We start from the raw sequence: 23,547 nt of genomic DNA, 5'->3' as shown, positions 1-23,547 counted from the left end.
GGGCTTGCCCGCGAAGAGGCCGGCACATTCAACATCGATTTCGCCTGACATTCCGCCATCGCGAGCAAGCTCGCTCCCACAGGTTCTGCGGCTGTACGCAACATCTGCGAATCACCCAAATCCCTGTGGGAGCAGGCTTGCCCGCGAAGAGGCCGGCATATTCAACATCGATTTCGCCTGACATGCCGTCATCGCGAGCAAGCTCGCTCCCACAGGTTCTGCGGCTGTACGCAACATCTGCGAACCACACAAATCACTGTGGGAGCGAGCTTGCTCGCGATGAGGCCGGCACATTCAACATCGATTTCGCCTGACATTCCGCCTCTGCGAGCAGGCTCGCTCCCACAGGTTCAGTGGCTGTACGCAACATCTGCGAATCACCCAAATCCCTGTGGGCTTGCCCGCGAAGAGGCCGGCACATTCAACATCGATTTCGCCTGACATTCCGCCATCGCGAGCAAGCTCGCTCCTACAGGTTCAGTGGCTGTACGCAACATCTGCGAACCACACAAATCACTGTGGGAGCGAGCTTGCTCGCGATGAGGCCGGCACATTCAACATCGATTTCGCCTGACATTCCGCCATCGCGAGCAAGCTCGCTCCTACAGGTTCAGCGGCTGTACGCAACATCTGCGAACCACCCAAATCACTGTGGGAGCGGGCTTGCCCGCGAAGAGGCCGGCACATTCAACATCGATTTCGCCTGACATTCCGCCATCGCGAGCAAGCTCGCTCCCACAGGTTCAGTGGCTGTACGCAAAATCTGCGAACCACCCCAATCACTGTGGGAGCGAGCTTGCTCGCGATGAGGCCACAGGTTTCAGTGGTGCACCCAATACAGCGTCAGGCCCACTCTTTACGCAGCTGACGCGCAGCGTTGACCATGTGCACCAGCGCCGCTTCGGTTTCCGGCCAACCGCGGGTCTTCAGGCCGCAGTCCGGGTTGACCCACAGGCGGTCGGCGGGAATACGCTTGGCGGCCTTGCGCAGCAGGTTGGCCATTTCCGAGGAGTCCGGCACCCTTGGCGAGTGGATGTCATACACGCCCGGGCCGATTTCGTTCGGGTAGGCGAAGGCTTCGAACGCGTCCAGCAGTTCCATGTCCGAGCGCGAGGTTTCGATGGTGATCACGTCGGCATCCATGGCGGCGATGGACTCGATCACATCGTTGAACTCGCTGTAGCACATGTGGGTGTGGATCTGGGTTTCGTCGCGCACACCGGAGGCGCACAGGCGGAACACTTCGGTCGCCCAGTCCAGGTAGTGCTGCCACTGCGCCTGGCGCAACGGCAGGCCTTCGCGGAATGCGGCTTCGTCGATCTGCACGATCTTGATCCCGGCGGCTTCCAGGTCCACCACTTCATCACGGATCGCCAGGGCCAGTTGACGAGCCTGCACTTCGCGGGTCACGTCTTCGCGGGGGAACGACCACATCAGCATGGTCACGGGACCGGTCAGCATGCCCTTCATCACCTTGTCGGTGAGGCCCTGGGCGTAGCGGATCCACTCCACGGTCATGGCTTTCGGACGGCTCAGGTCACCGAAGATCACCGCCGGTTTCACGCAACGCGAGCCGTAGCTCTGGACCCAGCCGAAACGGGTGAACACATAGCCGTCAAGTTGCTCGGCGAAGTATTCGACCATGTCGTTACGCTCGGCTTCACCGTGCACCAGCACGTCCAGGCCCAGGTTTTCCTGCACTTGCACGGCGTGACGGATCTCACTGTGCATCGCTTCGGTGTATTCGGCTTCGGTCAGCTTGCCTTGCTTGAACGACTGGCGAGCCAGACGGATCGACGCGGTTTGCGGGAACGAACCGATGGTGGTGGTCGGGAACAGCGGCAGGTTCAGGCCGGCGCGCTGTTTCTCGATGCGCCGGGCAAACAGCGAATGACGCTGGCTGTCCTTGACAGTGATGGCGGCCACACGCGCCTGCACGGCCGGTTTGTGGATGCGTGGCGACGCAGTACGGCTAGCCTGTACGGCGCGGCTTTGGGTCAGCGCTTCAAGCACCTTCGGCGCTTCCGGCTCGTTGACGGCCTGAGCCAGCACCGCGACTTCTTCACACTTCTGCACGGCAAACGCCAGCCAGCTTTTCAGTTCGGCATCGAGTTTGTCTTCACGCCCCAGATCAACCGGGCTGTGCAGCAGCGAGCAGGATGGCGCGACCCACAGCCGATCACCCAGACGCTCATGAGCATGTTGCAAGGTGGCCAACGCGTTTTCCAGGTCGCAGCGCCAGACGTTACGGCCGTTGACCAGGCCCAGCGACAGCACTTTATAGGCCGGCAGACGATCGAGGATGGTCGGGTACTGCTCAGGCGCACGCACCAGATCGATGTGCAGGCCGTCCACCGGCAGATTGGCGGCCAGGCCCAGGTTTTCTTCCAGCCCACCGAAGTACGTGGCGACCAGTTTCTTCAACGGGTCACGCTGAATCAGGTTGTAGGCCCGCTCAAAGGCGTTTTTCCAGTCCTGCGGCAGGTCGAGCACCAGGATCGGCTCGTCGATTTGCACCCACTCGACGCCCTGTGCCGCCAGGCGCTGGAAGATCTGGCCGTACAACGGCAACAGACGATCCAGCAGCTCCAGCTTGTCGAATTCGACGCCCTTGGCCTTGCCCAGCCACAGGTAAGTCAGCGGGCCGATGATCACCGGCTTGACGTTGTGCCCCAGTGCGCGAGCTTCCTCGACTTCTTCGAACAACTGGTCCCAGCCGAGCTGGAACTGCTGATCGGCGCTGAACTCAGGGACAAGGTAGTGATAGTTGGTGTCGAACCACTTGGTCATTTCCTGGGCATGCGCGCCGCCGCAGCAGCTGTCGCTCACACCGCGCGCCATGCCGAACAAGGTTTGCAGGCTGGCCTTGCCATCGTGCGGGCGGAATCGCTCAGGGATCACACCGAACATCAACGAGTGGGTCAGGACCTGGTCGTACCAGGCGAAGTCGCCGACCGGCAGCAACTCGATGCCGGCCTTTTTCTGCAAGTCCCAGTGGGTCTTGCGCAGGTCGCGGCCCACGGTGCGCAGACCGGCTTCGTCGAGTTCGCCCTTCCAGAACGCCTCTTGAGCCTTTTTCAGTTCGCGGTCGCGACCAATGCGCGGAAAACCAAGGGAATGGGCCACAGCCATGTCAAATAACTCCAATGCGTTCGATGGGAGCCATTGTCGACAGTGTCAGCGAGTGAGACAAACTCATTTTAATCGTGATGATCACAAGTTCTTCTCATGATCCGAAGCACTGCGCATCTGGTGCTGGATGGACATCTGGTTCAAGGCGCCGCCCCGATGTCCAACCTGCGCCTGAAAACCTCTGGCATGACCGAACCGTGGCGTGTGCGTAAGCCGCGCGTCGATGGCATCATCACCCGCTACGAAAGTTTCGATACCCGCCCCCACCCTATGATCGGCTAAGGAATAGTCCCGATGCGTATCAAATCACTGCCGGCCTGTGCCACGACGCCCTGCCCGGACGCCAAAGCACAGACCGCCGGGATCTGCTCATGACGGCCATTTTTCGGCCGCGTCCGACGTTGATCTTTTTGCTGCTGTTGCTGGTGCTGGTGTTCTGGCTGTCCCTGGCCCTCGGACCGGTCAGCCTGCCCCTGGGCGATACCTTGCTGGGCGGGATGCGTCTGCTCGGGTTGCCACTTGACGGTGGTGACACGCAGCAGGCGGAGTTGATCCTCGGGCAGATTCGCCTGCCACGCAGCTTGCTCGGCATCGCCGTGGGGTCGGTACTGGCGTTGTCCGGCGTGGCAATGCAGGGGTTGTTCCGCAATCCCTTGGCCGATCCGGGTCTGGTCGGTGTGTCCGGCGGTGCTGCGCTCGGTGCCGCCCTTGCCATCGTCGGCGGCAGCCTGCTCGGTGGCTTGCCGCCTGTGATCGAACCCTACTTGCTGTCGGTGAGCGCCTTCGTCGGGGGCTTGATCGTCACGGCGGTGGTGTATCGCTTCGGTCGCCGCAACGGGCAAACCGACGTTGCCACCATGCTCTTGGCGGGCGTGGCGATGACGGCCATGGCCGGTGCCGGGGTCGGGCTGTTCACCTACCTGGCCGACGATGCCACCTTGCGCACCCTGACGTTCTGGAACCTGGGCAGCCTCAACGGTGCCAGTTACCCGCGCTTGTGGCCGTTGCTGATCGTCACCCTGGGCGTGGCGTTGTGGTTGCCCCGCAGGGCGGCGGCGCTCAATGCATTGCTGCTGGGTGAATCGGAGGCCCGTCACCTGGGTTTTGACATCGAGCGGATCAAGCTTGAGCTCGTGTTGTGCACGGCGCTCGGCGTCGGCGCGGCAGTCGCGGCGGCCGGGCTGATCGGTTTCATCGGCCTGGTGGTGCCGCATCTGATGCGCCTGCTGGTCGGCCCGGATCACCGGGTGTTGCTGCCCGCGTCGTTGCTGGCCGGTGCCAGCCTGCTATTGCTGGCCGATCTGGCGGCGCGTTTGTTGTTGGCGCCAGCCGAATTGCCAATCGGTATCGTGACTGCACTGATCGGCGCTCCGTTCTTTCTTTATCTGCTGGTGCGAGGACGCTCCTGATGCTGCGGGCAAACAACCTGCTGGTACGCCGTGGCAAGCGCACGGTGCTGACCAACATCGATATCGAGTTGCGCCCCGGGGAAGTGCTGGGTGTGCTGGGGCCGAACGGCGCCGGCAAAAGCACCCTGCTCGCCGCTTTGTGTGGTGAGCTGGCGACCAGTGAAGGCAGGGTCAGCCTCGACGAGCGTCCACTCGCCGACTGGCCGGGACAGGAACGGGCCAAGCGCCTGGCCGTGCTGCCGCAGAGTTCGAGCCTGAGCTTTGCGTTTTCGGTCAATGAAATCGTCGGCATGGGTCGCTTGCCTCACGCCAGCGGCCGCGTGCGCGATGCCGAAATCGTCGCCGAGGCGCTCAAAGCCGCCGATGCGCTTCATCTTGCCGGACGCAGCTACCTGGCCCTGTCCGGCGGTGAACGCCAGCGTGTGCATCTGGCGCGGGTGCTCGCTCAGCTCTGGCCGGGTGCCGAGGGGCAAACCCTGCTGCTCGATGAACCGACGTCGATGCTCGATCCGCTGCATCAGCACACCATTTTGCAGGCCGTGCGTGACTTCGCCGAGCGCGGGGTTGCCGTGCTGGTGATTCTGCACGACCTCAATCTGGCTGCCCGTTACTGCGATCAACTACTGTTGTTGCATCAGGGCCTGCCCCACGCCTACGGTCCACCGGCAGACGTGCTGACCACCGAAACGCTGGCGGCGGTGTATGGACTACAAGTGCTGATTCACCAGCACCCGGAACGCGGCCACCCGCTGATCATCGCGCGCTGATGCCGCTCCCTCTTCTGTCATCGAGGGGGCACCTGTCCAATAAGGAAAACCGATGCGCTTTCTGTTGCTCTGTGCATTCAGCCTGTTGGCTGCCTGCCAAATCCATCAGGTCACACCACTGCCGGCGCCGATAGCCCCGCACGGCCGTGATCACGCCGACCTCGGAGTCATCCGTGAACTCGCCACGGGCCGTACGCTGACGCCGCAAGAACTTGTCCAACGCCTGGCCGTTGTGCCTCGGGTATTGGTCGGTGAACAGCACGACAACCCGGACCACCACGCCCTGCAATTGTGGCTGCTGCGCGAACTGGCGACACAACGCCCCCAGGGCAGCCTGCTGATGGAGATGCTCAACCCCGATCAACAGGCCAGGGTCGATGCCGCGCAAGCCGTGACCCGCGCGGGCCAACCACCGGCCGATGCGTTCACGGCGCTGGCCTGGCAGGCCAATTGGGACTGGAGTGTTTATGGCGCACTCGTCACCTACGCGCTGCGGCAACCGTATCCGCTGCTGGCGGCGAACCTGGACCGCGCGCAGATCATGCAGATCTACAAACAGCGCCCGGTACTTACGGGGCAAGCGTCCACCACCCAACAGGTGCGGGCGACCTTGCTGGATGACATCCGCCAATCCCATTGCGGCCTGCTGCCCGAAGCGCAGATGCCGGCAATGCTCGCCGTGCAACAACAGCGTGACCGGCGCATGGCCCAGCGCCTGATAGCCGCACCGACGCCGGCGTTGCTGCTGGCCGGTGCCTTCCACGTGCGCAAGGATCTGGGGGTGCCACTGCACCTGAAAGACCTCGGTGCCGGTGAAGGGAATGCGGTGCTGATCCTGGCCGAAGCGGGCAAGACCGTGACCGCCGAGAATGCGGATTACGTGTGGTACACCGCCGCGCAACCGGAACAGGATCATTGCGCGCAACTGCGTCGCTGAACCCGACCGAAACATTGTGGCGAGGGGGCTTGCCTGTGGCGAGGGGGCTTGCCCCCGTTGGGTCGCGCAGCGACCCTGAACCCTGCAATCGCGGTTACTCAGACAAACCGCATTGCCTGGATTGGGACTACTTCGTAGTCCAACGGGGGCAAGCCCCCTCGCCACAGGTGTCTGCCTGCCGGCGCGACACTATGTCACGCCTGTGCGTCGGTCCAATGGTCGTATCCGCCCCTCCGACACCGGCACAGTTTGTTAACATCCCCGCGATTTTTTCGTCTGTACAGTCATCACGCTGTCATTTCAGCCTGTTCAACAGGATGCTTTTTTCATGAGTACTTTGTATACCCGCCGGACTGTCCTGCAAGGCATGGGCCTGTTGAGCCTGGGCCTGCTCGCCGGTTGCGACGACAGCAGCAAGCTGTCGTTCAACTACGGCAAGGACCTCAGCGACAAGATCATGGGGCGTAACTTCAAGCTCAAGAACCCTGAAGGCGAAACCAGGATGCTGGGCAGCTATCGCGGCCTGATGCCGATGGTATTCTTCGGTTTCACCCAGTGCCCGGCCGTGTGCCCGACCACCCTGGCCCGCGCCGCGCAGGCCAAGAAGCTGATGGGGCGCGATGGCGAAAGGCTGCAGGTTATCTTCATCACCCTGGACCCTGAACGCGACACGCCAGAGTTGCTGGACCAGTACGTCAAGGCGTTCGACCCGAGTTTCGAAGCCCTGTACGGCACGCTTGAAGAAACCGCCGCCACCGCCAAGGAATTCGGCGTGTTCTTTGAGAAGGTCCCGAGCGGCGATACCTATACCCTCTCCCATACCGCGACCAGTTTTGTCTTCGACTCCCGGGGCAATCTGCGCCTGGGGCTGTCCGCGTCCCTGACGGCCAAAGAGTGCGCAGAAGACCTGCTCACCGTGATGGAGGTTTGCTGAAATGAATGCCCCGCAAGCTAAAAAACGCTTCGTGCAAAGTTGCAAGCAACTGGCACTGGGCTTGTCCCTGGTCGGCCTGGCCTTTCAGGTATCGGCACAAACCCGGGTCGACGACGCCTGGGTCCGCGCCACCGTGGCCGGCCAGCCGTCGAGCGGCGCCTTCATGACCGTCACCGCCAGCAGCGACAGCAAGTTGTTGAGCGTGCAAACGCCGGTTGCCAAGCTAGTGCAGATTCATGAAATGAGCATGAAAGACGACGTGATGAAAATGCAGCAGGTGCCGTCCGTTGCGCTGCCAGCCGGCAAGCCGGTGAGCTTCAATCCCAACGGCTATCACATCATGCTGATGAATCTCACAGGTCAGATCAACGAAGGCGACAAGGTGCCACTGACCCTGACCGTGGAAGACGCCAAGGGCGAGAAAGAGTCGATTCAGATTGAAGCCGTTGCCAAGGCGATTAACACCATGGATCACAGCAAGATGATGCATGATCACAGCAAGATGAATTGATTGCTCCGTTAGTTAAAACACAGAGCCTGTGGGAGCGAGCTTGCTCGCGATGAGGCAGGAACATTCGACATCGATGTCGCCTGACACTCCGCCATCGCGAGCAAGCTCGCTCCCACAGTTTGATCTTCAGTGAATACGAGTCCTTTCACGTCAACTCAAACAAGCTTGAGCACCACGTTGATGTTGTTGCGCGTGGCTTTCGAGTACGGGCAATACTGGTGCCCGGTGTCGACGATTTTTTGTGCGGTTTCACGGTCCAGCCCCGGCAGGCTGACATTGAGCCGCGCCTGCAGCAGATAGCCGCCTTCATTGGTGCCCAAATCAACCTCGGCATCGACGGCCACATCCTTGGGCAACGCCACTTTCATTTCCCTGGCTGCAACTTGCATGGCGCCGATGAAACAGGCGGACCACCCGGCAGCGAACAGTTGCTCCGGATTGGTTCCGCCGCCACCCGCGCCCGGGGACGACAGCTTCACATCGAGGATTCCGTCGGAGCTGCGGGACGCGCCGTCACGCCCGCCGGTGGTGTGGGTTTGGGCGGTGTACAACACTTTATCGATCTGGCTCATGATGACCTCCTGATTGAGTTGTAAAAAACCGGTTTTCACCCCATCGGGTCGCTGGGATGGTCAATCAATATAGTCGTCGCAGCCCCGCCTCGCGGTCGATCCGACCAGCGCCCCCTTCTACTTTATTTACGCGCCAACTTGTACCTGACGCAGTCCTCATAAAAGCTCTGGCGTACAGCAGTCGGTTTGAATCGCGACGGACTGTCATAAGTTTGCTCTGTAATGCCAAGTGCCATCATGCGCATCCAGGATTTTGCAAACTTGTAGACCTGGATTTTTTGGCGTGCGGCGTACAGAGAAACGCCTGAAAGCTTGAGCTCCTGTGCCCTTGCGGCGGTTCCCGCCCCCCAACTGCACATGTATTGATCCTGGGTGGCCAGTTCTTTGGCTTGAGCCGAATGGGCTACACCCGCGATAACTAACGGCACTAACGAGATCCATGTCTTGCGCATCTTGACCTGTTTAACTAGCTGAAAATGAACTAATTTTGCTGAGGATTTTTAAACTTGGGGGCCAGCATCGTGCCTTTTTTGCAAATTAGTGCGAAAACGAGATGTGTGACGTTATTTCTTGCGAGTTTTCAATCCTTTGCTATAGCTAAGACTCTCAATCGCCAACTAAGTGAGGCAACGGAATGTCAGTCGCAAAGAAAATGAGTGTGGGGCAACTGACAATGTTGACCGCGGTCAACATGTTGGGCTCAGGCATTGTGCTGCTACCGACGAAACTCGCGGAAGTCGGTGCAATTTCGATCCTCTCCTGGCTGATAACGGCCACCGGCTCCCTCGCTCTGGCGTACGCCTTTGCGCGATGCGGGATGCTCAGCCGCAAGACCGGCGGCATGGGCGGTTATGCCGAATACACCTTCGGTAAAGCAGGTAACTACATCACCAACTACACCTACGGCCTCTCGCTGTTGATAGCCAACGTGGCGATCAGTATTACAGCGGTCGGTTATATCCAGGTGTTGTTCGGGATAGAACTCGACTCACTGCAAGTAGGCCTGGCCACTATTGCCCTGTTGTGGATCACCACCTTCGCCAACTTTGGCGGCGCCAGCATTACCGGCCGTATCGGCGCGGTGACGGTCTGGGGTGTGATTGCACCGGTGGTGCTGGTCTCAACGGTGGGCTGGTTCTGGTTCGACAGCAGCGTATACGCCGCTGGCTGGAACCCCCACGACAAAGGCTGGTTCGAAGCGGCAGGCGCCTCGGTGGCAATTACCCTGTGGGCCTTCCTTGGCCTTGAATCGGCTTGCGCCAACACCGACGCGGTGGAAAACCCTGAGCGCAACGTACCGATTGCCGTGCTGGGCGGCACCCTGGGTGCAGCGGTGATCTACATCGTCTCCACCAACGTCATCTTCGGTATCGTCGGCAACGAAGAACTGGCCGCGTCCACTGCGCCGTTCGGCCTGGTGTTCGCCAAGATGTTCACCCCGATGGTCGGCGACATCGTGATGGCGGCCATGGTGCTCGCCTGCATCGGTTCGCTGCTGGGTTGGCAGTTCACCATCGCCCAGGTGTACAAAAGCTCGGCGGACACCGGTTACTTCCTGCCGATCTTTGCCAAGGGCAACAAAGCGGGAACGCCGATTGTCGGCATGCTGGTGCTGCTGGCGGCACAGACCGCGCTGGCCCTGCTCACCATCAGCCCCGACTTGAGCAAGCAGTTCGACACCCTCGTCAACCTCGCGGTGGTCACCAACCTGGTGCCTTACATCCTGTCCATGGCCGCGCTGATGACCATGCAGAAAGTCTCCAACGTGCCGGAAAGCAAGGCGCTGGCGACCAACATCATTGCTTTGATCGCAGCGGCCTACAGCTACCTGGCGCTGTACAGCTCCGGTGAACAGGCGCTGATGCTGGGCGGCGTGGCCACCATCGTTGGTTACACCCTGTTCGGCTTCGTCAACAACCGCCTGATCCGCCTCGAAGCGCTCAACAACAGCGTACCGACACAAACCGTCAGCGCGCAGCACCTCACTGCCGAGCCAGTGCCGGTCAACAACCTGAATTAACTCTGGAGGATCAATCATGACGGAATATAAACACTCGCTGGGCATGCTGGCGCTACTGGTCAGCAGTCCGCCGGACAAGCGAACGGTGTTTGGCCGCGCCCTGGATCAACTGGTCCACGACGTAGAGGGACGTGGTGTCAGCGTACTGGCCTCGGAAAGCCTCACCGATGCCGCCTCGATCCTGCGCTCGGACCCTGCCATTCAATGCGTGCTCATCCGGTGGGAAATGGACACCAGCGAAGGCCACGCCGACTGCACCAAATTGCTGGTCAAACTGCGCGAGCGCAATACCCGGGTGCCGGTGTTCCTGATCAGCGACCGCACCACCGCGTCGAGCATTCCGTTGCTGGTCATGCAACACGCCGACGACTTCATCTGGCTGCCCGAGGACACCTCCCGGTTCCTCAGCGGGCGCATCCTGGCGGCCATCGAACGCTATCGCCAGGCCGCCCTGCCGCCGATGTTCGGCGCGCTGGTGAAGTTTGCCCGCAACTATGAATACTCGTGGCACACCCCAGGCCATGCCGGCGGCACGGCTTTCCTGAAGAGCACCGCAGGCCGGGCCTTCTACGAGTTCTTCGGGGAGAACCTGCTGCGTTCCGACCTGTCGATCTCGGTTGGCGAACTCGGTTCGCTGCTCGATCACAGTGGCCCTATCGGCCAGGGTGAACGCTATGCCGCCAAGGTCTTCGGCGCCCACCGCACGTATTACGTGACCAACGGCTCGTCGATGTCCAACCGCGTCATCCTCATGGCCAGCGTCACGCGCAACCAGATCGCCCTGTGCGACCGCAATTGCCACAAGTCCGCCGAGCACGCGATGACCCTGTCCGGGGCGATTCCGACCTACCTGGTGCCGACCCGCAACCGCTACGGCATCATCGGCCCGATCCTGCCGCAGACCCTGAGCGCCGAAGGCGTGAAAGCCGCCATCGCCAACAACCCGCTGGTCAAGCAAGGCATCGACCCGACGCCAGTGCACGCCATTGTCACCAACTCCACCTACGACGGCCTGACCTACAACGTCACCCGGGTCGAAGAACTGCTGGGCGAAAGCGTGGACCGTCTGCACTTCGACGAAGCCTGGTACGGTTATGCGCGCTTCAACCCGCTGTACAGCGGACGCCATGCCATGCACGGCAACCCGGCCGATCACGACAAGTCCAAGCCGACCGTGTTCGCCACCCAGTCGACCCACAAATTGCTGGCTGCCCTGTCCCAGGCCTCGATGATCCACGTGCGTGACGGGCGTAACCCGATCGAACATGCGCGTTTCAACGAGTCGTACATGATGCACGCCTCGACCTCGCCAAATTACGCGATCATGGCGTCCTGCGACGTCAGCTCGGCGATGATGGAAGCACCGAGCGGGCAGATCCTCACCAACGAGTCGATTGAAGAAGCCATCAGCTTCCGCCAGGTTCTCTCGCGCATGCACAACGAGATGGTGGGCAAGAACGACTGGTTCTTCACCTGCTGGCAGCCGCCGACCGTACAGGTTGGCGCAGCGGCCGTGCCGTTCCATGAGGTCGACCCGGCTACGCTGAAAACCGATCCGAACTGCTGGGTCCTGCACCCGAACGCGGTATGGCACGGTTTCGGCGACATCGAAGACGGCTACTGCATGCTCGACCCGATCAAGGTCTCGGTGCTCAGCCCGGGCATGGGCGACGACGGCAGCCTGCTCGCCTCCGGTATCCCCGCTTGCGTGGTCACGGCGTACCTGGGCCGTCAGGGTATCGTGGTCGAGAAAACCACCGATTTCACCATCCTGTTCCTGTTCTCCATCGGCATCACCAAAGGCAAGTGGGGCACGCTGCTCAACGCCCTGCTCGACTTCAAGCGTGACTACGACGACAACGCCGAGCTCGAGCTGTGCCTGCCCGACCTGTACAACGCCAACCAGCATCGCTATGCCGGCATGGGCCTGAAGGATCTGGCCGACGAAATCTTCGCCGCCATGAAGAAACACAAGACCACCGCCAACATGTCCCAGGCCTTCGGCACCCTGCCAAAAGCCGAGTTCAGCCCGGTGGAGGCCTACGAAAAACTGGTGCGTAACGACATCGAGCTGGTGACGCTCAACGAGGCCGCCGGACGCCTTGCCGCGACCGGTATCGTGCCGTATCCACCAGGCATCCCGCTGCTCATGCCGGGTGAGAACGCAGGGCCTGCGGACGGTCCGTTGCTGGCGTATCTCAAGGCACTGGAAGCCTTCGACAAATCCTTCCCCGGCTTCACCCATGACACCCACGGGATCGAAGTCGAAGATGGCGTTTACCGGATGCTGGTACTGAAGTAAGACAAGCTGGCTCACTGCCCCCCTGTGGGAGCGGGCTTGCTCGCGAAGGCGTAGTGTCAGTCGACGCAATTGTCGATTGACAGGACGACTTCGCGAGCAAGCCCGCTCCCACATTTTTAGATCGCCTTCACACCAAATCCCTATGGGCAAACTCGATCACAGCGCTCTATGATTGATCCCCATGACCACCACCGCTGCGATCCGCTCACCCTGCCCGCCCGGCGCCTGCGACTGCGGGCGTGACCCGTTGCTGGAAACACCAGGGGCGGACCTGCGCATTCTGTTTCTGACCCGCAACGAAGAAAAACGCCTGATCGAACGCCTGGAGAACCTGCAGAGCCTCAGCGATCTGGAGCACCTGCAACGGCGCATGTTCGAACAGTTGGGCATCCGCGTGGACATCGCTCCCGGTTTCAACGAAGTGCGCACGATGCGCGGCATCGGCATCCAGATTGGCGAACTGCCGGGGCTGTGCCGCAAGACCCGCGCCAACATCCCCGCCGCCATTCGCCGGGCCATGGAAAAGCGCCCGGAGATCGCCTACGAACTGCTCAATGCCAACGACCTGTTGCGTGACGCCTGATGAAGCTTCTTCTCGAACTCCCCCTCACCGACGAGATTCTCACCTCGTTCGCCCTGGCCATCGGGGCCGACCTGCAGGGCTACCGCAACCACATTTACCGGGTGCTGAATTTCCATGGAGCCCTCAGCGGTGCCGATGGCCTGCCCCCGGCCGCCGTCCAAATCGCGGCGGCGTTTCATGACCTGGGCATCTGGACCGATGACACCCTCGACTACCTGCCGCCGTCCATTGCCCTGGCCACCGAGTACCTCGACAACCAGCAACGAGCAGAACTGAAGGATGAAGTCAGCGCATTGATACTTGAGCATCACAAACTGCGCCGGTATCGCGGCGCCTACGCTGCCAGCGTCGAACCCTTCCGCCAGGCCGATCTGGTGGATGTGTCCCTGGGCCTGGTGCGTTTCGGCCTGCCCCGCAGCTTCATCAAAACCGTGCAGGCGACCTTTCCCGATCACGGCTTTCACTCGATGCTGATGAAGCTTTCAGCCCGTCAATTCATTCGCTCGCCGCTGCGCCCGCTGCCCATGTTTCGCTGGTGAAACAGGATCGGTGGTCACTCATGAATCGCGGGACACTGCTATGCCTTCCTTGGGAGATTTTGCGATTTCGGTGCAACTCGCCTGAAACACCAACTTTCTGATTATCCAGTACTGGATATTCCGCCATTCAAACCTACGCTCTTGGCGGGGGTAACGAAATTCAATGACGGTTGGGGGCTCGTCTCGATGTACTCACGCAAGAACGCAGGAGCTCGACAGGAACCGGACAACCTTCTCCTCGAAGTTTGCGATTTGCTGTCTGCGATGGCGTCACCTGGCCTGACCCTGGCCGCTGACAAGGCCAAATAACAACCGAATCCACGGGTAGCCGGTGCAGTCCACCCGTATTCGAAATGGACAATTGCCGAGGGGTTCCAATGCCGATAAAAACAGCAGCCCTGCCCACCTCTGCGCTACTTGCCCTGTGCTGCCAGCAAGCCTGGGCCGGCGGCATCATGCTCTATGAAATCGGCACCGATAACGCCGGTCTGGCCAACGCCGGTGCCGCCGCCCGTGCCCAAGGCCCCTCGACCATCGCCAGCAACCCTGCGGGCATGAGCTATCTGCCAGGCACGCAAATCACCGCCGGCTTGCAGGTTCTGTACGGCGACCTGAGCTTCGACCGCGACTCCGGCACCAACACCCCGGGCAGCGGCAGTGGCAACGCCCTCGATCCGATTCCCGGTGGCAGCTTCTTCATCAGCCATGAACTCGACGAGCACTGGAGCGTCGGTTTCGGCCAGTACGGCGATTTTGGCCTGGCGGTCAATTACGACAACGACTGGTCCGGCCGCTACTTTGCGCAGAACTCCAGCCTGCTCGGCCTGTCGCTGGTACCGAGCGTGGCTTATCGCTTCAATGAGCAGTGGTCGGTCGGCCTGGGCATCAAGGCCATGTACGGCATGTTAAAGGCAGACACCGCCATCGACCGCTCCCCTTTCGGCTTCACTGACCGCTCTGACGGCCAATACAAGTACCGGGACAACACCTGGGGCTATGGCGCCAACGTGGGCGTGATCTACGCCCCACAACCCGGCACGCGCATCGGCCTGACCTACACCAGCCAGGTCGACCTGGACTTCAAGGACCGGCTGGACGTCAAGGGCGACGGCCGCCTGCTCGAGCGCGTCAACAACACCGATACCGAACTGGACATGAAGGTGCCGCAAACCGTCACCCTGAGCCTTTTCCAGCAACTGGACCGGCAATGGGCGTTGCTCGCCTCGGCCAACTGGCAGGACTGGTCCGAGTTCGGCGACATCGCCGTAGAGGTCGACACCACGGCGTTTGGAGCGCAATCGACAACAGTCGACGCCGGCTTCAAGGACACCTGGCACCTCTCCCTTGGCGCGCAATACCAGGCCACCGAGCAGTGGTTGTGGAACGTCGGTGTGGCCTACGACAGTAGCGCCGTCTCGGACAGCAACCGCAGCGTGGTCGTGCCGATGAGTGAATCCTGGCGCATTGCGACAGGAGCCACCTATGCTCTGAACGAGAACACCGATGTCAACGTCAGTTGGGCCATGGTCTGGCTCGGCGACATGCCGGTGGACCAGGCCAAGTCCGTATCGGGCAATCGAATCTCCGGTCAATTCGACAATGCCTGGATTCAGGCTATAAACGGAAACATGACCTGGCGATTCTGATGTCTTGTAAACGAAAGAATGACGATTTAAACCAAGGAGTAAACACCACTATGAATCTGTCCCGAAAACTGCTCGTCGGCGCTACGCTGGCCAGTCTGTTGCTAGGCGGCTGCACCTCGAAAGTGACTGAGAAGGAGCAATATTCAGGCTTCCTGTCCAACTACAACAACCTGCAGGAAGTCGAAACGCCGAGCGGCGGCACCGCGATGCGTTGGGTCAGCCCTGCGTGGAACCCGAATGCCTATGACACCGTGGTGTTCAACAAACTGGAGCTCTACCCGGCCCCCAAACCCGATGAGCGTGTCAACCAGCAGACACTGACCGACATTCAGAACTACATGACCAGCAAGGCCAAGGCTACGCTAGGCCAGAAATACCGCGTAGTGACCAACACCTCTTCCGCACCGGCGGGTTCGCGCCCCCTGATCATGCGCGCGGCGATTACCGGGGTGAACGCCGAGAACGAAGGCATGAAGTGGTATGAAGTGGTGCCCATCGCGGCCGTAGTCGGGGCAACCCAGGCAGCCACCGGTCACCGTGACCAGGAAACCACCCTGTTCATCGAAGCCGAGTTCGTCGACGCCAAGAGCAACCAGACCGTAGCCAAAGTGGTGCGCAAGGTGTTCGGCACCGAACTGAAAAACGAAAGCCAGAAGATTACCGCCAAGGACTTCAAGGCGGCGATCGACAAACTGGGTACCGACTTCCAGGCGTTCCTCAAGTAAGAACAGGTTGCTCGCGTAGGAGCTGCCGCAGGCTGCGATCCTTTGATCTTCAGGTTATTGAAACCATGAAAAGGTCGCAGCCTTCAGCAGCTCCTATCGGCACAGTTCACTTTTTCATCCCCACCCGCCGGCGCATCTCGGCAGTGATCGCTTGCCGGGTTTTGTGCATGTCCACGCCGAGCTTCTCCCCCTGCAACTCGAACTTGAGTCGACCCTTGGCCCAGGCTTTGGCGAGACCGTCCTGGGGAGTCCAGATGCCCCGGTCCCAGACGATCACCTCGCCCACGCGGTAATGCCCCTCGGGTATGCTTCGCGCCAGGACGTTGAATGCAAACGTCTTCTAACCAGGCAGAGCACACGAGTGGCGCAGTAATTCAATCGGCGTTGAAAATGCCCGGACAGACGGGCCATGGGCGCGCCACCCGGCTGGCGCTTCGGGGCCTATACTTCGCCGGTGCAGTCTCATCCCCCGGAGAGCAGCCATGCGCAGGGTTCACATCATCGAAGCCGGAAATCCCCCGGGGCCGGTCAACGTCGTGGGTGAAACGATCACCGTCCTGGCCGGCGGGGATCTGAGCAAACCGTTCGAGATGCACATCCAGAAAGGCATACAAGGAGGCGGGCCACCGCCACACTTTCATCCCTGGGACGAAGCGTTTTACGTCGTTGAAGGTCAGGTGGAAGTGACCGTCGAAGGCAAAGCCACCACCGTCCTGGCCGGTGGCTACGTGCATATCCCCAGCGGTTCGATTCATGCCTACAAGAACGTCAGCCCCACTGCGACAATGATCGGTGTGGTGTCCGATCCACGCGGTGGGCAGTTCTTTACGGCGCTGGATCAACTCAAGGTACCCGAGGACCTGCCGCGGATCTTGCAGATAGCCGAAAGCTTCGGGGTGACGTTTCTGCTGCCCAAGGCGATTTAGACCGCACCGCCCTTGGCCTGCTGCTCCAGGTGGACTTGCAACTGCGGGTCGATCTGCAACGCTGCGGCCAGTTCATCCAGATAGTTGCGCTCGGCGTCCTGCTGGTCGTCCACCAGCATGACGCTGGCCAGGTACATCTCCGAGGCCATGCCCGGGTCCGTGGCCGACTGCGCGACGTCATAGGCATCCAGTGGCTTGGCGACCTCGTCGTCCAGCCATTGCTGCAATTGCGGATCGTCGGTGTGACGGCCGATTTCAGTGCTGATCATCTGTTTCTCGGCGGCATCGATGCGGCCATCGGCCTTGGCCGCGGCAATCAATGCCCGCAGGATCGCATGGCTGTGCTCCTCGGCCTCCGGGCCGGCCAGCAAGTCCACGGTCCGTGGCGCTTCCTGCGGCGCCGAGGCCTGACTGCGCTGCCAGGCCTGGTACGCCTGGAACGCCATCATGCCCAGGGACGCCAGCGCCGCATAATTGGTGCCGCCAGCGGAGCGACTTTGCGGAGTACCGCCCATCGGCGAACCGCCGCCAAGCAAACCACCGAGCAAACCGCCCAACCCTGCGCCACCGCCGCCAGCACTGGTACCGGCACCCCCGCCCAACAAACCGCCGAGCAATCCACCCAGGTCGCCGAGCCCGCCCTGGGCCGATGCGCCACCGCCACCCTGTCGCGCCATCGAGCCCTGGCCGGCGCGCAGTAATTGTTCGAGCAGATCGCTGGTGTTCATGACGTTTGTCCTCTTGAAGGGCGTTTATCCAGTCAGGCAACGATAGCCCCCGCAGGCGAATGTGCCAGCACCGTTGGGCTGACCCGCCCGCGCTTTCCCGGATTCGTCCGGGGTATTTTCTTGCGGCGCAGCTAAGATTCATGAGTGGTGAACCTTATTCCCGGATACCCGGTCGATACCTGCAACCCGACCCGGTTTGCCACCACCCCGTACACGAGGTGACAACTGGCTTGCTTCATTCACTGGAGAACGCCCCTGTGATTTCAACCCTGTACATCGCCAGGCTCAAAGCATGGGGCGCCCATGGTTTTACCGCCACTGGCGTGGTCACCGCTTTCCTCGCCACCCTGTCCCTGCTGGAAAACCAGCCGACCCATTGCCTGCTGTGGCTGGGTGTCGCCCTGATCGTTGACGGTCTGGACGGTGCGCTGGCACGCAAGGTCAACGTGCAGTCGGTGTTGCCGAGCTTCGATGGCTCGATCCTCGACCTGGTGATCGACTACCTGACGTACGTGTTTATCCCGGCACTGTTCATCTATCGCTATATCCCGTTGCCGGACTACACCTTGCTGCTGAGCGTGTCGCTGATTCTGGTGTCGTCGCTGTTCTGCTTCTGCAACGTCAACATGAAGAGCAAGGACAACTACTTCCAGGGCTTCCCCGCCGCCTGGAACGTGGTTGCCCTGTGCCTTTACATCATCGCCCCGTCGCCGTGGATCACCTTCATTACAGTCATTGGCCTGGCCCTGCTGACCGTGACCCGGATGAAATTCCTGCACCCGTTTCGCGTGCGCCGGTTCATGCCGATCAACATTGCGGTGACGGCCATCTGGTTGCTGTGCAGCCTGTCACTGGTGCTCAACCATCCGCTGATCAACCCGTGGGTGATGGGGCTGTGGCTGCTGATGTCGGCGTACTTCCTGGGCATCTGCCTGTGGCGCACGGCGCTGGAGTGGTTCGACGAATCGAGGCTCAAGTAGCCATGGCGGTCCATATCGTTCAACTCGGCTCACCCCGTCGACCCGATGAAGGATTGCGCCTGGGCACGGTACGCCGCCCTCCCCGTGGCGTACCGAAAGCCGAATTCGCCCGTCGGGACTTTTATGATGTCTGGCAGCCGCTGCTGTCGCCCAGTGCGCAGTTGGTGGCCGAGGCCAAGGCTGCGCAAGATGCCAAGGCCTGGGAGGTGTTCCGGCGCAAGTTCAAGGCCGAGATGAGCCAGCCCGCTGCCAGTCAGTTGCTGGATCTGCTGGCCGCGTTGTCCCATCAGACGTCCCTGGCCGTTGGCTGTTATTGCGAGGATGAAGCGCATTGCCATCGGTCGGTGTTGCGCGAGTTGCTGGAGGCGCGTGGGGCCGTAGTGATTTAGATGCCATGACCACCACACAACCCCTGTGGGAGCGGGCTTGCTCGCGAAGGCGGTGGGTCAGCCACAGCATCTGTGACTGGAAGACCGCTATCGCGAGCAAGCTCGCTCCCACAGTTTTTTACAGGGTTGTCATTCAACGCCGCGTGATCACCACCTCCAGGTATTCACTCGGCACCACCAGCGATTTGTTGCCCGCCCGGTTCAACCGGTTGATCAGCTCGGTCAAGTCGGTCTCCAGGGCCTTGGCGCCATCCTCGGGCAGAGCGGCGAAGGCCTTGTGCACCGGCCCGTACCACTGGCGGAAGGTATCGATGAAATGCGCCGCCGAGCGATAGCGGAAATTGAACGTGCGACGCGTCACCTGGAGCAGGAATTCACGTTCGTCGAAATGCTCGTGCAGCCAGGCTTCGGTGCCCCAGCGTGAGGGCGGATTGGCACCCGGAGGGGGTGGCAGGTGCTGGCCAAGGGTCTTGAACATCTGGCCGACGAAACCTTCCGGCGTCCAGTTGGCCAAGCCAATCCGCCCGCCCGGGCGACAAACCCGTGCCAGTTCCGCGGCGGCTTTGGGCTGGTCCGGCGTGAACATCACACCGAAGGTCGATAGCACGGCATCAAAGCTGCCGTCGGCAAAGGGCAAGGCTTCGGCATCGGCGACCTGGAAGGAGACATTCAGCCGTTCTGCCCGGGCCCGTTCTTCGCCGCGTTCGAGCAAGGCGGCGACATAGTCGGTGGACGTCACCTGGCAGCCACGGCGCGCAGCCGCGAGGGTTGCGTTGCCGTTACCGGCGGCAACGTCGAGCACGCGCTCATCGCACAACAGGTCACAGGCTTCGGCCAGTTGCTCGCCGACGATCTGCAGGGTGGTGCCGATCACGGCGTAGTCGCCGCTGGCCCAGGAGGCCATCTGGCGGTTTTTCAAGGCAGTCAGATCAATAGGTGTACTCATGGAGAAGGTCTCTGGGTTGAAACACGAGTCGGGCCTGGCGGGCATTCACTCCGCCGTTGTCGGATCGATGATGTTCATGACCTGGGAAATGCGATTGGCGGGAAACCCGCTCACCCGAGCGTGCTCCCTGATCTGCTCTTCGTTCGGCGAGATGTACACGCAGTAGAGCTTGTCACCGGTGACATAGCTCTGCAGCCACTGCACCTCAGGCAACTCACGCAACGCCCGGCAGGACTTTTGCGAAGCGGCTTTCAAATCCCTATCCGATAATGCTCCGGCGCCCTGGATCTCACGTTCAATGACGAACTTAGGCATGGCAACCTCTCTTTATTGTTCTTGATGGCAGGGCGGCACTCACCCTGTGATCAAACTATCGCCCTGACGGGCGCTGGCGTCCTGTCCGATCGTCGCCCAACCCTGCCCGATCGTCCGGAGATTCCACGTTGCGCGCCGAGGCGCTCACAATCAGGAATCCTTCCACGGGAAACCCCCAATGGACGCTCTGTCGCAGACCCTGCGCGTCGTGCATCTGGTCGGCGCGATCTTTATCAACGCCCGGTTCACCGCGCCCTGGTGCTACCAGTCGCCCAGCGCCGACACCGCCGCGCCGTTTCTGGAGCCCGATGCAGAACGGGTAGTGATCTTTCACCTGATAACCGAAGGTGAGTGCTACGTTGAACTGGGCGATGACCCGCCGCTGCATCTGAGTGCAGGCGATGTGGTGATCTTCCCCCAGGGCGACGCCCATCGCATGTGCTCACGCCCTGGATTGCCCCCCGCCACGGGTGCGCGACTGGATGCCGTGCTGGCGCGCCGGCCCCGGCAGTTGAGTTATGGCGGGGGTGGCGCGGTCACCCGGTTGGTGTGCGGTTATCTGGCGTGCGACACGCGCCTGGCGGGCATATTGCTCAAGGGCTTGCCGGCGGTGGTGCGGGTCAATGTGCGCGGTTCGGATGCCGGTATCTGGCTGGAATCCTCCGTGCGCTATGCCCTCGCCGAAGCCCGCTCGCCCCGCCCTGGCGGCGAAGGGGTATTGGCCAAACTGGCCGAAGTGCTGTTCATCGAAGTGTTGCGCCTGTACATGAACGAACAAGGCGAAGGCCGCACCGGCTGGCTGGCCGGTGTGCGCGACCGCATCGTCGGCGCCGCCCTCAACGCCTTGCACAAAAAACCCTGCCACGCCTGGACGCTGGACGAACTGGCGCGCACTGCCAGCACCTCAAGATCGGTGTTGGCCGAACGCTTCCAGCAACTGGTGGGGGTGTCGCCGATGCAGTACCTGACGCAATGGCGCATGTTGCTCGCCGCCAATCTGTTACGCAGCAGCAACAGCTCATTGACGCGCATCGCCGAAGAAGTGGGATACCAGACCGATACCGCTTTCAGCCGCGCCTTCCGTCGCGAGTTCGGTGCGCCACCGGCGGCGTGGCGGCGCGGACAGGAGAAAAAAACCATGGCCCACGGGGCAAGACCCATGAGCCATTGATCGAGCAAGTTACGCCGCTGGCGCGCCGGTCTTGGCCTCCTCCAGCAACTGCTGAATCATTTTTTCCTGAGTGTCGTAACTACCTTCGCCGAAGTGGGTGTAACGCACCTGCCCCTTGGCATCGATCAGGTAGTGCGCGGGCCAGTACTGGTTGTCGAAGTTGCGCCAGATCGCGTAGTTGTTGTCGATCGCCACCGGGTAGGTGATGCCGTATTCCTTCACCTTGGCCCTGACGTTGTCGATGATGCGCTCAAAGCCGTATTCAGGCGTGTGCACGCCGATCACCACCAGTCCGTCCTTTTCGTATTTCTTCGCCCATTCCTTCACGTACGGCAGGGTGTGCTTGCAGTTGATGCAGTCGAAGGTCCAGAAGTCCACCAGCACAACCTTGCCTTTCAGGGCTTCGTTGCTCAGTGCCGGCGAGTTGAGCCATTCCACCGCGCCGGACAGCGAGGGCATGGCGCCTTGGGCATCGCCCATGGTGCTGTCTGCCTTGACCTTGCTGACCAGGTAATCGACGACTTTCGGCACGGCTTCCAGCACGCCTTTCTCCACACTGTTGACACCTTCCGATGAGGTGTTGGCCAGCAACAGGTCATTGGCCCCCGTTGCAATCACCGCCGCACCGGCGAGCACCGCAACCCCGGCGCCACGGCGCAACCAGCCGGTGACGGGAATCGACGGTTTCAAGCGATTGACCAGGCCGCGCCCGGCAAAGATCAAGGTGCCCAGGGACAGCGCACTGCCCGCGCCATAGGCCACCAGCAACAGACTGGTGCCGGCGTTCGCACCTTGCAGCATGGCGCTGGTGAGAATCACGCCGAGGATCGGCCCCGCGCAGGGTGCCCAGAGCAGCCCGGTGGCGACACCGATCATGATCGAAGCCAACGGCCCGGACATCTTGCGCGAGTCCGGGTCGATGCGATTGCCCAGCAGCACGAAGGGACGGGCCAGCCAGTCACCGACCCGGGCGGAGATCAGCGACAGGGCGAATAGCACCATCACCGCCAGCGCCACGTGGCGGCCGGTGTTGCTGGCCTGTATCACCCACTCACTGCTGACCACGGCCAGGCTGGAGACCAGGGCAAAGGTCAGGACCATGCCGCCGAGGGTCAGCAGGATCGAGGAGCGTGTACGGTCGGCCCCGGCAAACAGGAATGGCACGACCGGCAGGATGCACGGGCTGAGGACGGTCAATATGCCGCCCAGGAAAGCGATGAGTAACATGGGATCACCTAATGCAAATTAGAGGGCAACACATCACCACTGTAGGAGCGAGCCTGCTCGCGATGGCGTCCGGTCAGGCGACACATCGTTGACTGAACCATCGCTATCGCGAGCAAGCTCGCTCCCACAGTGGATCGGGGTGTTCTCAAGCCGTCTGCTCATCCAGCAACTGCCCCTGAGGCGTGCGGCTGGAACCGTTCTCGGCGAGCATCTGCCCCTGCGGCGTGCGGCTGGAACCGTCTTGCGCCAGGAAGCCCTGGGTGCCCTTCTCTGCCACCGGCGTGAGCTGGAAGCAGGTGTTGCTGGCGCAGGCGCTTTGCTCGACAGCGGCGTTGGCATGGGCCGCCGCACCGGCGGCGGAAAAGACGATGGCGGTCAAGTAGCGGGTAACGTTGTTCATGATGTCCTTCCAGTTGCAAATGGATTTGGCGGGGGTTGATCGCGACACTCAGTTTTCCGAATTGCAGTTGTCGGCGAATTTGCTGTAATCCAGCACCTGGGTTTTTGACTGGGAGTCGAGGTACGTCAGCCGCGCATTCACCACGCCGCAGGAAGGCGTAGTGTCCTCGGTCAGCGACACCACTTTCCTGATATCCAGTTGGGTGCCATAGGTGTAGGTTCTGGGAGCGACATCGGCTTCGGCACGGGCCGACAAGGTGCAGATGTTCAGTGCGGCAAACAGGCAGGCTGCGTAGATGGCTTTGGTGTTCATGGCGGACTCCTCAAGGTTTCAACAGGTCAACTGTTCGTTGGGCCGAGGCGCTCTGGTTTGCCTCGATGGAACCTAT

General features: G+C 61.3%; 25 protein-coding genes and 1 pseudogene. 16 read left to right on the top strand and 10 right to left on the bottom strand.

Annotated elements, in window-relative coordinates:
• Positions 1–843: 843 nt before the first annotated feature.
• Positions 844–3,132 carry a 5-methyltetrahydropteroyltriglutamate--homocysteine S-methyltransferase gene (gene metE / locus AC1RDQ_RS21525; RefSeq protein WP_492588053.1) on the bottom strand — a complete coding sequence of 763 codons (2,289 nt, stop codon included), beginning with the start codon at positions 3,130–3,132 and terminating at the stop codon, positions 844–846.
• A gap of 96 nt (positions 3,133–3,228) precedes the next feature.
• On the opposite strand from metE, the gene AC1RDQ_RS21520 reads away from it, so the two are divergent.
• The 6 genes from AC1RDQ_RS21520 (at position 3,229) to AC1RDQ_RS21495 (ending at position 7,690) form a co-directional block, all read left to right on the top strand.
• Complete coding sequence (locus tag AC1RDQ_RS21520; protein WP_492588052.1) at positions 3,229–3,414, top strand: hypothetical protein; 186 nt, start codon at positions 3,229–3,231, stop codon at positions 3,412–3,414.
• Positions 3,415–3,557: 143 nt separating this feature from the next.
• Positions 3,558–4,541: a FecCD family ABC transporter permease gene (locus AC1RDQ_RS21515; RefSeq protein WP_492588160.1), complete on the top strand. Its 984-nt coding sequence runs from the start codon at positions 3,558–3,560 to the stop codon at positions 4,539–4,541.
• Positions 4,541–5,308 (top strand): heme ABC transporter ATP-binding protein, encoded by a 768-nt coding sequence (locus tag AC1RDQ_RS21510; protein WP_492588051.1) that lies wholly within the window; start codon positions 4,541–4,543, stop codon positions 5,306–5,308. Before AC1RDQ_RS21515 ends, AC1RDQ_RS21510 begins: the two co-directional genes overlap by 1 nt.
• A gap of 52 nt (positions 5,309–5,360) precedes the next feature.
• Entirely contained in the window at positions 5,361–6,245 is an 885-nt protein-coding gene (locus AC1RDQ_RS21505) for a ChaN family lipoprotein (RefSeq protein ID WP_057715425.1), read from the top strand.
• Positions 6,246–6,573: 328 nt separating this feature from the next.
• On the top strand, positions 6,574–7,179 hold the full coding sequence (locus tag AC1RDQ_RS21500) for an SCO family protein (RefSeq protein WP_057715426.1): 606 nt from the start codon (positions 6,574–6,576) through the stop codon (positions 7,177–7,179).
• 1 nt (position 7,180) lies between these two features.
• Positions 7,181–7,690 (top strand): copper chaperone PCu(A)C, encoded by a 510-nt coding sequence (locus tag AC1RDQ_RS21495; protein WP_057715427.1) that lies wholly within the window; start codon positions 7,181–7,183, stop codon positions 7,688–7,690.
• 155 nt (positions 7,691–7,845) lie between these two features.
• Here the strand turns inward: AC1RDQ_RS21495 and AC1RDQ_RS21490 are convergent, their stop codons facing one another.
• Positions 7,846–8,262, bottom strand: coding sequence for an organic hydroperoxide resistance protein (locus AC1RDQ_RS21490; protein WP_046040328.1), 417 nt, complete (start codon positions 8,260–8,262; stop codon positions 7,846–7,848).
• A gap of 122 nt (positions 8,263–8,384) precedes the next feature.
• The gene (locus AC1RDQ_RS21485; protein WP_492588050.1) at positions 8,385–8,714 is read right to left on the bottom strand and encodes a hypothetical protein; all 330 of its coding nucleotides are present in this window, start codon (positions 8,712–8,714) and stop codon (positions 8,385–8,387) included.
• Positions 8,715–8,896: 182 nt separating this feature from the next.
• On the opposite strand from AC1RDQ_RS21485, the gene potE reads away from it, so the two are divergent.
• The 6 genes from potE (at position 8,897) to AC1RDQ_RS21455 (ending at position 16,077) form a co-directional block, all read left to right on the top strand.
• Complete coding sequence (potE, locus tag AC1RDQ_RS21480) at positions 8,897–10,282, top strand: putrescine-ornithine antiporter (RefSeq protein ID WP_090454781.1); 1,386 nt, start codon at positions 8,897–8,899, stop codon at positions 10,280–10,282.
• A 16-nt stretch (positions 10,283–10,298) separates the two neighbouring features.
• A complete protein-coding gene (locus AC1RDQ_RS21475; RefSeq protein WP_057715430.1) occupies positions 10,299–12,584 on the top strand; it encodes an Orn/Lys/Arg family decarboxylase in 2,286 nt (761 codons plus the stop codon).
• Between the two features lie 181 nt (positions 12,585–12,765).
• Entirely contained in the window at positions 12,766–13,167 is a 402-nt protein-coding gene (locus AC1RDQ_RS21470; RefSeq protein ID WP_442100070.1) for a hypothetical protein, read from the top strand.
• Positions 13,167–13,706 (top strand): hypothetical protein, encoded by a 540-nt coding sequence (locus AC1RDQ_RS21465; protein WP_057715431.1) that lies wholly within the window; start codon positions 13,167–13,169, stop codon positions 13,704–13,706. Before AC1RDQ_RS21470 ends, AC1RDQ_RS21465 begins: the two co-directional genes overlap by 1 nt.
• A 377-nt stretch (positions 13,707–14,083) precedes the next feature.
• Positions 14,084–15,352, top strand: a complete 1,269-nt coding sequence (locus AC1RDQ_RS21460; RefSeq protein ID WP_492588049.1) for an OmpP1/FadL family transporter — start codon at positions 14,084–14,086, stop codon at positions 15,350–15,352.
• A gap of 50 nt (positions 15,353–15,402) precedes the next feature.
• Positions 15,403–16,077: a DUF3313 domain-containing protein gene (locus tag AC1RDQ_RS21455; protein ID WP_057715435.1), complete on the top strand. Its 675-nt coding sequence runs from the start codon at positions 15,403–15,405 to the stop codon at positions 16,075–16,077.
• A gap of 175 nt (positions 16,078–16,252) precedes the next feature.
• On the opposite strand, the pseudogene AC1RDQ_RS21450 reads toward AC1RDQ_RS21455, so the two are convergent.
• Positions 16,253–16,396: pseudogene (locus AC1RDQ_RS21450) on the bottom strand (DNA polymerase ligase N-terminal domain-containing protein); the annotation flags it as partial.
• Between the two features lie 163 nt (positions 16,397–16,559).
• Here AC1RDQ_RS21450 and AC1RDQ_RS21445 point away from each other — a divergent pair.
• The gene (locus tag AC1RDQ_RS21445) at positions 16,560–17,003 is read left to right on the top strand and encodes a cupin domain-containing protein (protein ID WP_057715437.1); all 444 of its coding nucleotides are present in this window, start codon (positions 16,560–16,562) and stop codon (positions 17,001–17,003) included.
• On the opposite strand, the gene AC1RDQ_RS21440 is transcribed toward AC1RDQ_RS21445, so the two are convergent.
• A complete protein-coding gene (locus AC1RDQ_RS21440) occupies positions 17,000–17,731 on the bottom strand; it encodes a tellurite resistance TerB family protein (protein ID WP_492588048.1) in 732 nt (243 codons plus the stop codon). The genes AC1RDQ_RS21445 and AC1RDQ_RS21440 overlap by 4 nt on opposite strands.
• A 257-nt stretch (positions 17,732–17,988) precedes the next feature.
• Here AC1RDQ_RS21440 and pcsA point away from each other — a divergent pair, with 257 nt between their 5' ends.
• Together pcsA and AC1RDQ_RS21430 are read left to right on the top strand one after the other, a co-directional pair.
• Positions 17,989–18,711 (top strand): phosphatidylcholine synthase, encoded by a 723-nt coding sequence (gene pcsA / locus AC1RDQ_RS21435; RefSeq protein WP_057715439.1) that lies wholly within the window; start codon positions 17,989–17,991, stop codon positions 18,709–18,711.
• 2 nt (positions 18,712–18,713) lie between these two features.
• Positions 18,714–19,100, top strand: coding sequence for a DUF488 domain-containing protein (locus AC1RDQ_RS21430; protein ID WP_489327422.1), 387 nt, complete (start codon positions 18,714–18,716; stop codon positions 19,098–19,100).
• Positions 19,101–19,233: 133 nt separating this feature from the next.
• On the opposite strand, the gene AC1RDQ_RS21425 is transcribed toward AC1RDQ_RS21430, so the two are convergent.
• Positions 19,234–20,046, bottom strand: coding sequence for a class I SAM-dependent methyltransferase (locus AC1RDQ_RS21425; RefSeq protein WP_057715441.1), 813 nt, complete (start codon positions 20,044–20,046; stop codon positions 19,234–19,236).
• 45 nt (positions 20,047–20,091) lie between these two features.
• Positions 20,092–20,361, bottom strand: a complete 270-nt coding sequence (locus tag AC1RDQ_RS21420; protein ID WP_057715442.1) for a DUF4242 domain-containing protein — start codon at positions 20,359–20,361, stop codon at positions 20,092–20,094.
• A 178-nt stretch (positions 20,362–20,539) separates the two neighbouring features.
• On the opposite strand from AC1RDQ_RS21420, the gene AC1RDQ_RS21415 reads away from it, so the two are divergent.
• The gene (locus AC1RDQ_RS21415) at positions 20,540–21,532 is read left to right on the top strand and encodes an AraC family transcriptional regulator (RefSeq protein WP_492588047.1); all 993 of its coding nucleotides are present in this window, start codon (positions 20,540–20,542) and stop codon (positions 21,530–21,532) included.
• A gap of 9 nt (positions 21,533–21,541) precedes the next feature.
• On the opposite strand, the gene AC1RDQ_RS21410 is transcribed toward AC1RDQ_RS21415, so the two are convergent.
• The 3 genes from AC1RDQ_RS21410 to AC1RDQ_RS21400 form a co-directional block, all read right to left on the bottom strand.
• A complete protein-coding gene (locus AC1RDQ_RS21410) occupies positions 21,542–22,759 on the bottom strand; it encodes a cytochrome c biogenesis protein DipZ (RefSeq protein ID WP_492588046.1) in 1,218 nt (405 codons plus the stop codon).
• Between the two features lie 145 nt (positions 22,760–22,904).
• Positions 22,905–23,159: a hypothetical protein gene (locus AC1RDQ_RS21405; RefSeq protein ID WP_090454765.1), complete on the bottom strand. Its 255-nt coding sequence runs from the start codon at positions 23,157–23,159 to the stop codon at positions 22,905–22,907.
• 48 nt (positions 23,160–23,207) lie between these two features.
• Entirely contained in the window at positions 23,208–23,471 is a 264-nt protein-coding gene (locus AC1RDQ_RS21400) for a DUF2790 domain-containing protein (protein ID WP_057715446.1), read from the bottom strand.
• Positions 23,472–23,547: the final 76 nt, after the last annotated feature.

Source organism: Pseudomonas sp. GW823-FHT02E01 (assembly GCF_058797535.1).
The sequence above is the reverse complement of the archived record's forward strand: the minus strand, read 5'-3'. Positions and strand labels throughout refer to the sequence as shown.

Excerpts from the sequence above, each read along its gene's own strand:
- AC1RDQ_RS21490 (WP_046040328.1), bottom strand. The coding sequence starts at position 8,262 with ATGAGCCAGATCGATAAAGTGTTGTACACCGCCCAAACCCACACCACC.
- AC1RDQ_RS21505 (WP_057715425.1), top strand. The coding sequence starts at position 5,361 with ATGCGCTTTCTGTTGCTCTGTGCATTCAGCCTGTTGGCTGCCTGCCAA.
- AC1RDQ_RS21470 (WP_442100070.1), top strand. The coding sequence starts at position 12,766 with ATGACCACCACCGCTGCGATCCGCTCACCCTGCCCGCCCGGCGCCTGC.
- AC1RDQ_RS21445 (WP_057715437.1), top strand. The coding sequence starts at position 16,560 with ATGCGCAGGGTTCACATCATCGAAGCCGGAAATCCCCCGGGGCCGGTC.
- AC1RDQ_RS21415 (WP_492588047.1), top strand. The coding sequence starts at position 20,540 with ATGGACGCTCTGTCGCAGACCCTGCGCGTCGTGCATCTGGTCGGCGCG.
- AC1RDQ_RS21425 (WP_057715441.1), bottom strand. The coding sequence starts at position 20,046 with ATGAGTACACCTATTGATCTGACTGCCTTGAAAAACCGCCAGATGGCC.
- AC1RDQ_RS21400 (WP_057715446.1), bottom strand. The coding sequence starts at position 23,471 with ATGAACACCAAAGCCATCTACGCAGCCTGCCTGTTTGCCGCACTGAAC.
- AC1RDQ_RS21460 (WP_492588049.1), top strand. The coding sequence starts at position 14,084 with ATGCCGATAAAAACAGCAGCCCTGCCCACCTCTGCGCTACTTGCCCTG.
- AC1RDQ_RS21495 (WP_057715427.1), top strand. The coding sequence starts at position 7,181 with ATGAATGCCCCGCAAGCTAAAAAACGCTTCGTGCAAAGTTGCAAGCAA.
- AC1RDQ_RS21475 (WP_057715430.1), top strand. The coding sequence starts at position 10,299 with ATGACGGAATATAAACACTCGCTGGGCATGCTGGCGCTACTGGTCAGC.
- AC1RDQ_RS21405 (WP_090454765.1), bottom strand. The coding sequence starts at position 23,159 with ATGAACAACGTTACCCGCTACTTGACCGCCATCGTCTTTTCCGCCGCC.
- AC1RDQ_RS21500 (WP_057715426.1), top strand. The coding sequence starts at position 6,574 with ATGAGTACTTTGTATACCCGCCGGACTGTCCTGCAAGGCATGGGCCTG.
- AC1RDQ_RS21510 (WP_492588051.1), top strand. The coding sequence starts at position 4,541 with ATGCTGCGGGCAAACAACCTGCTGGTACGCCGTGGCAAGCGCACGGTG.
- AC1RDQ_RS21485 (WP_492588050.1), bottom strand. The coding sequence starts at position 8,714 with ATGCGCAAGACATGGATCTCGTTAGTGCCGTTAGTTATCGCGGGTGTA.
- AC1RDQ_RS21455 (WP_057715435.1), top strand. The coding sequence starts at position 15,403 with ATGAATCTGTCCCGAAAACTGCTCGTCGGCGCTACGCTGGCCAGTCTG.
- AC1RDQ_RS21440 (WP_492588048.1), bottom strand. The coding sequence starts at position 17,731 with ATGAACACCAGCGATCTGCTCGAACAATTACTGCGCGCCGGCCAGGGC.
- AC1RDQ_RS21520 (WP_492588052.1), top strand. The coding sequence starts at position 3,229 with ATGATCCGAAGCACTGCGCATCTGGTGCTGGATGGACATCTGGTTCAA.
- AC1RDQ_RS21410 (WP_492588046.1), bottom strand. The coding sequence starts at position 22,759 with ATGTTACTCATCGCTTTCCTGGGCGGCATATTGACCGTCCTCAGCCCG.
- potE (WP_090454781.1), top strand. The coding sequence starts at position 8,897 with ATGTCAGTCGCAAAGAAAATGAGTGTGGGGCAACTGACAATGTTGACC.
- metE (WP_492588053.1), bottom strand. The coding sequence starts at position 3,132 with ATGGCTGTGGCCCATTCCCTTGGTTTTCCGCGCATTGGTCGCGACCGC.
- AC1RDQ_RS21430 (WP_489327422.1), top strand. The coding sequence starts at position 18,714 with ATGGCGGTCCATATCGTTCAACTCGGCTCACCCCGTCGACCCGATGAA.
- AC1RDQ_RS21420 (WP_057715442.1), bottom strand. The coding sequence starts at position 20,361 with ATGCCTAAGTTCGTCATTGAACGTGAGATCCAGGGCGCCGGAGCATTA.
- AC1RDQ_RS21465 (WP_057715431.1), top strand. The coding sequence starts at position 13,167 with ATGAAGCTTCTTCTCGAACTCCCCCTCACCGACGAGATTCTCACCTCG.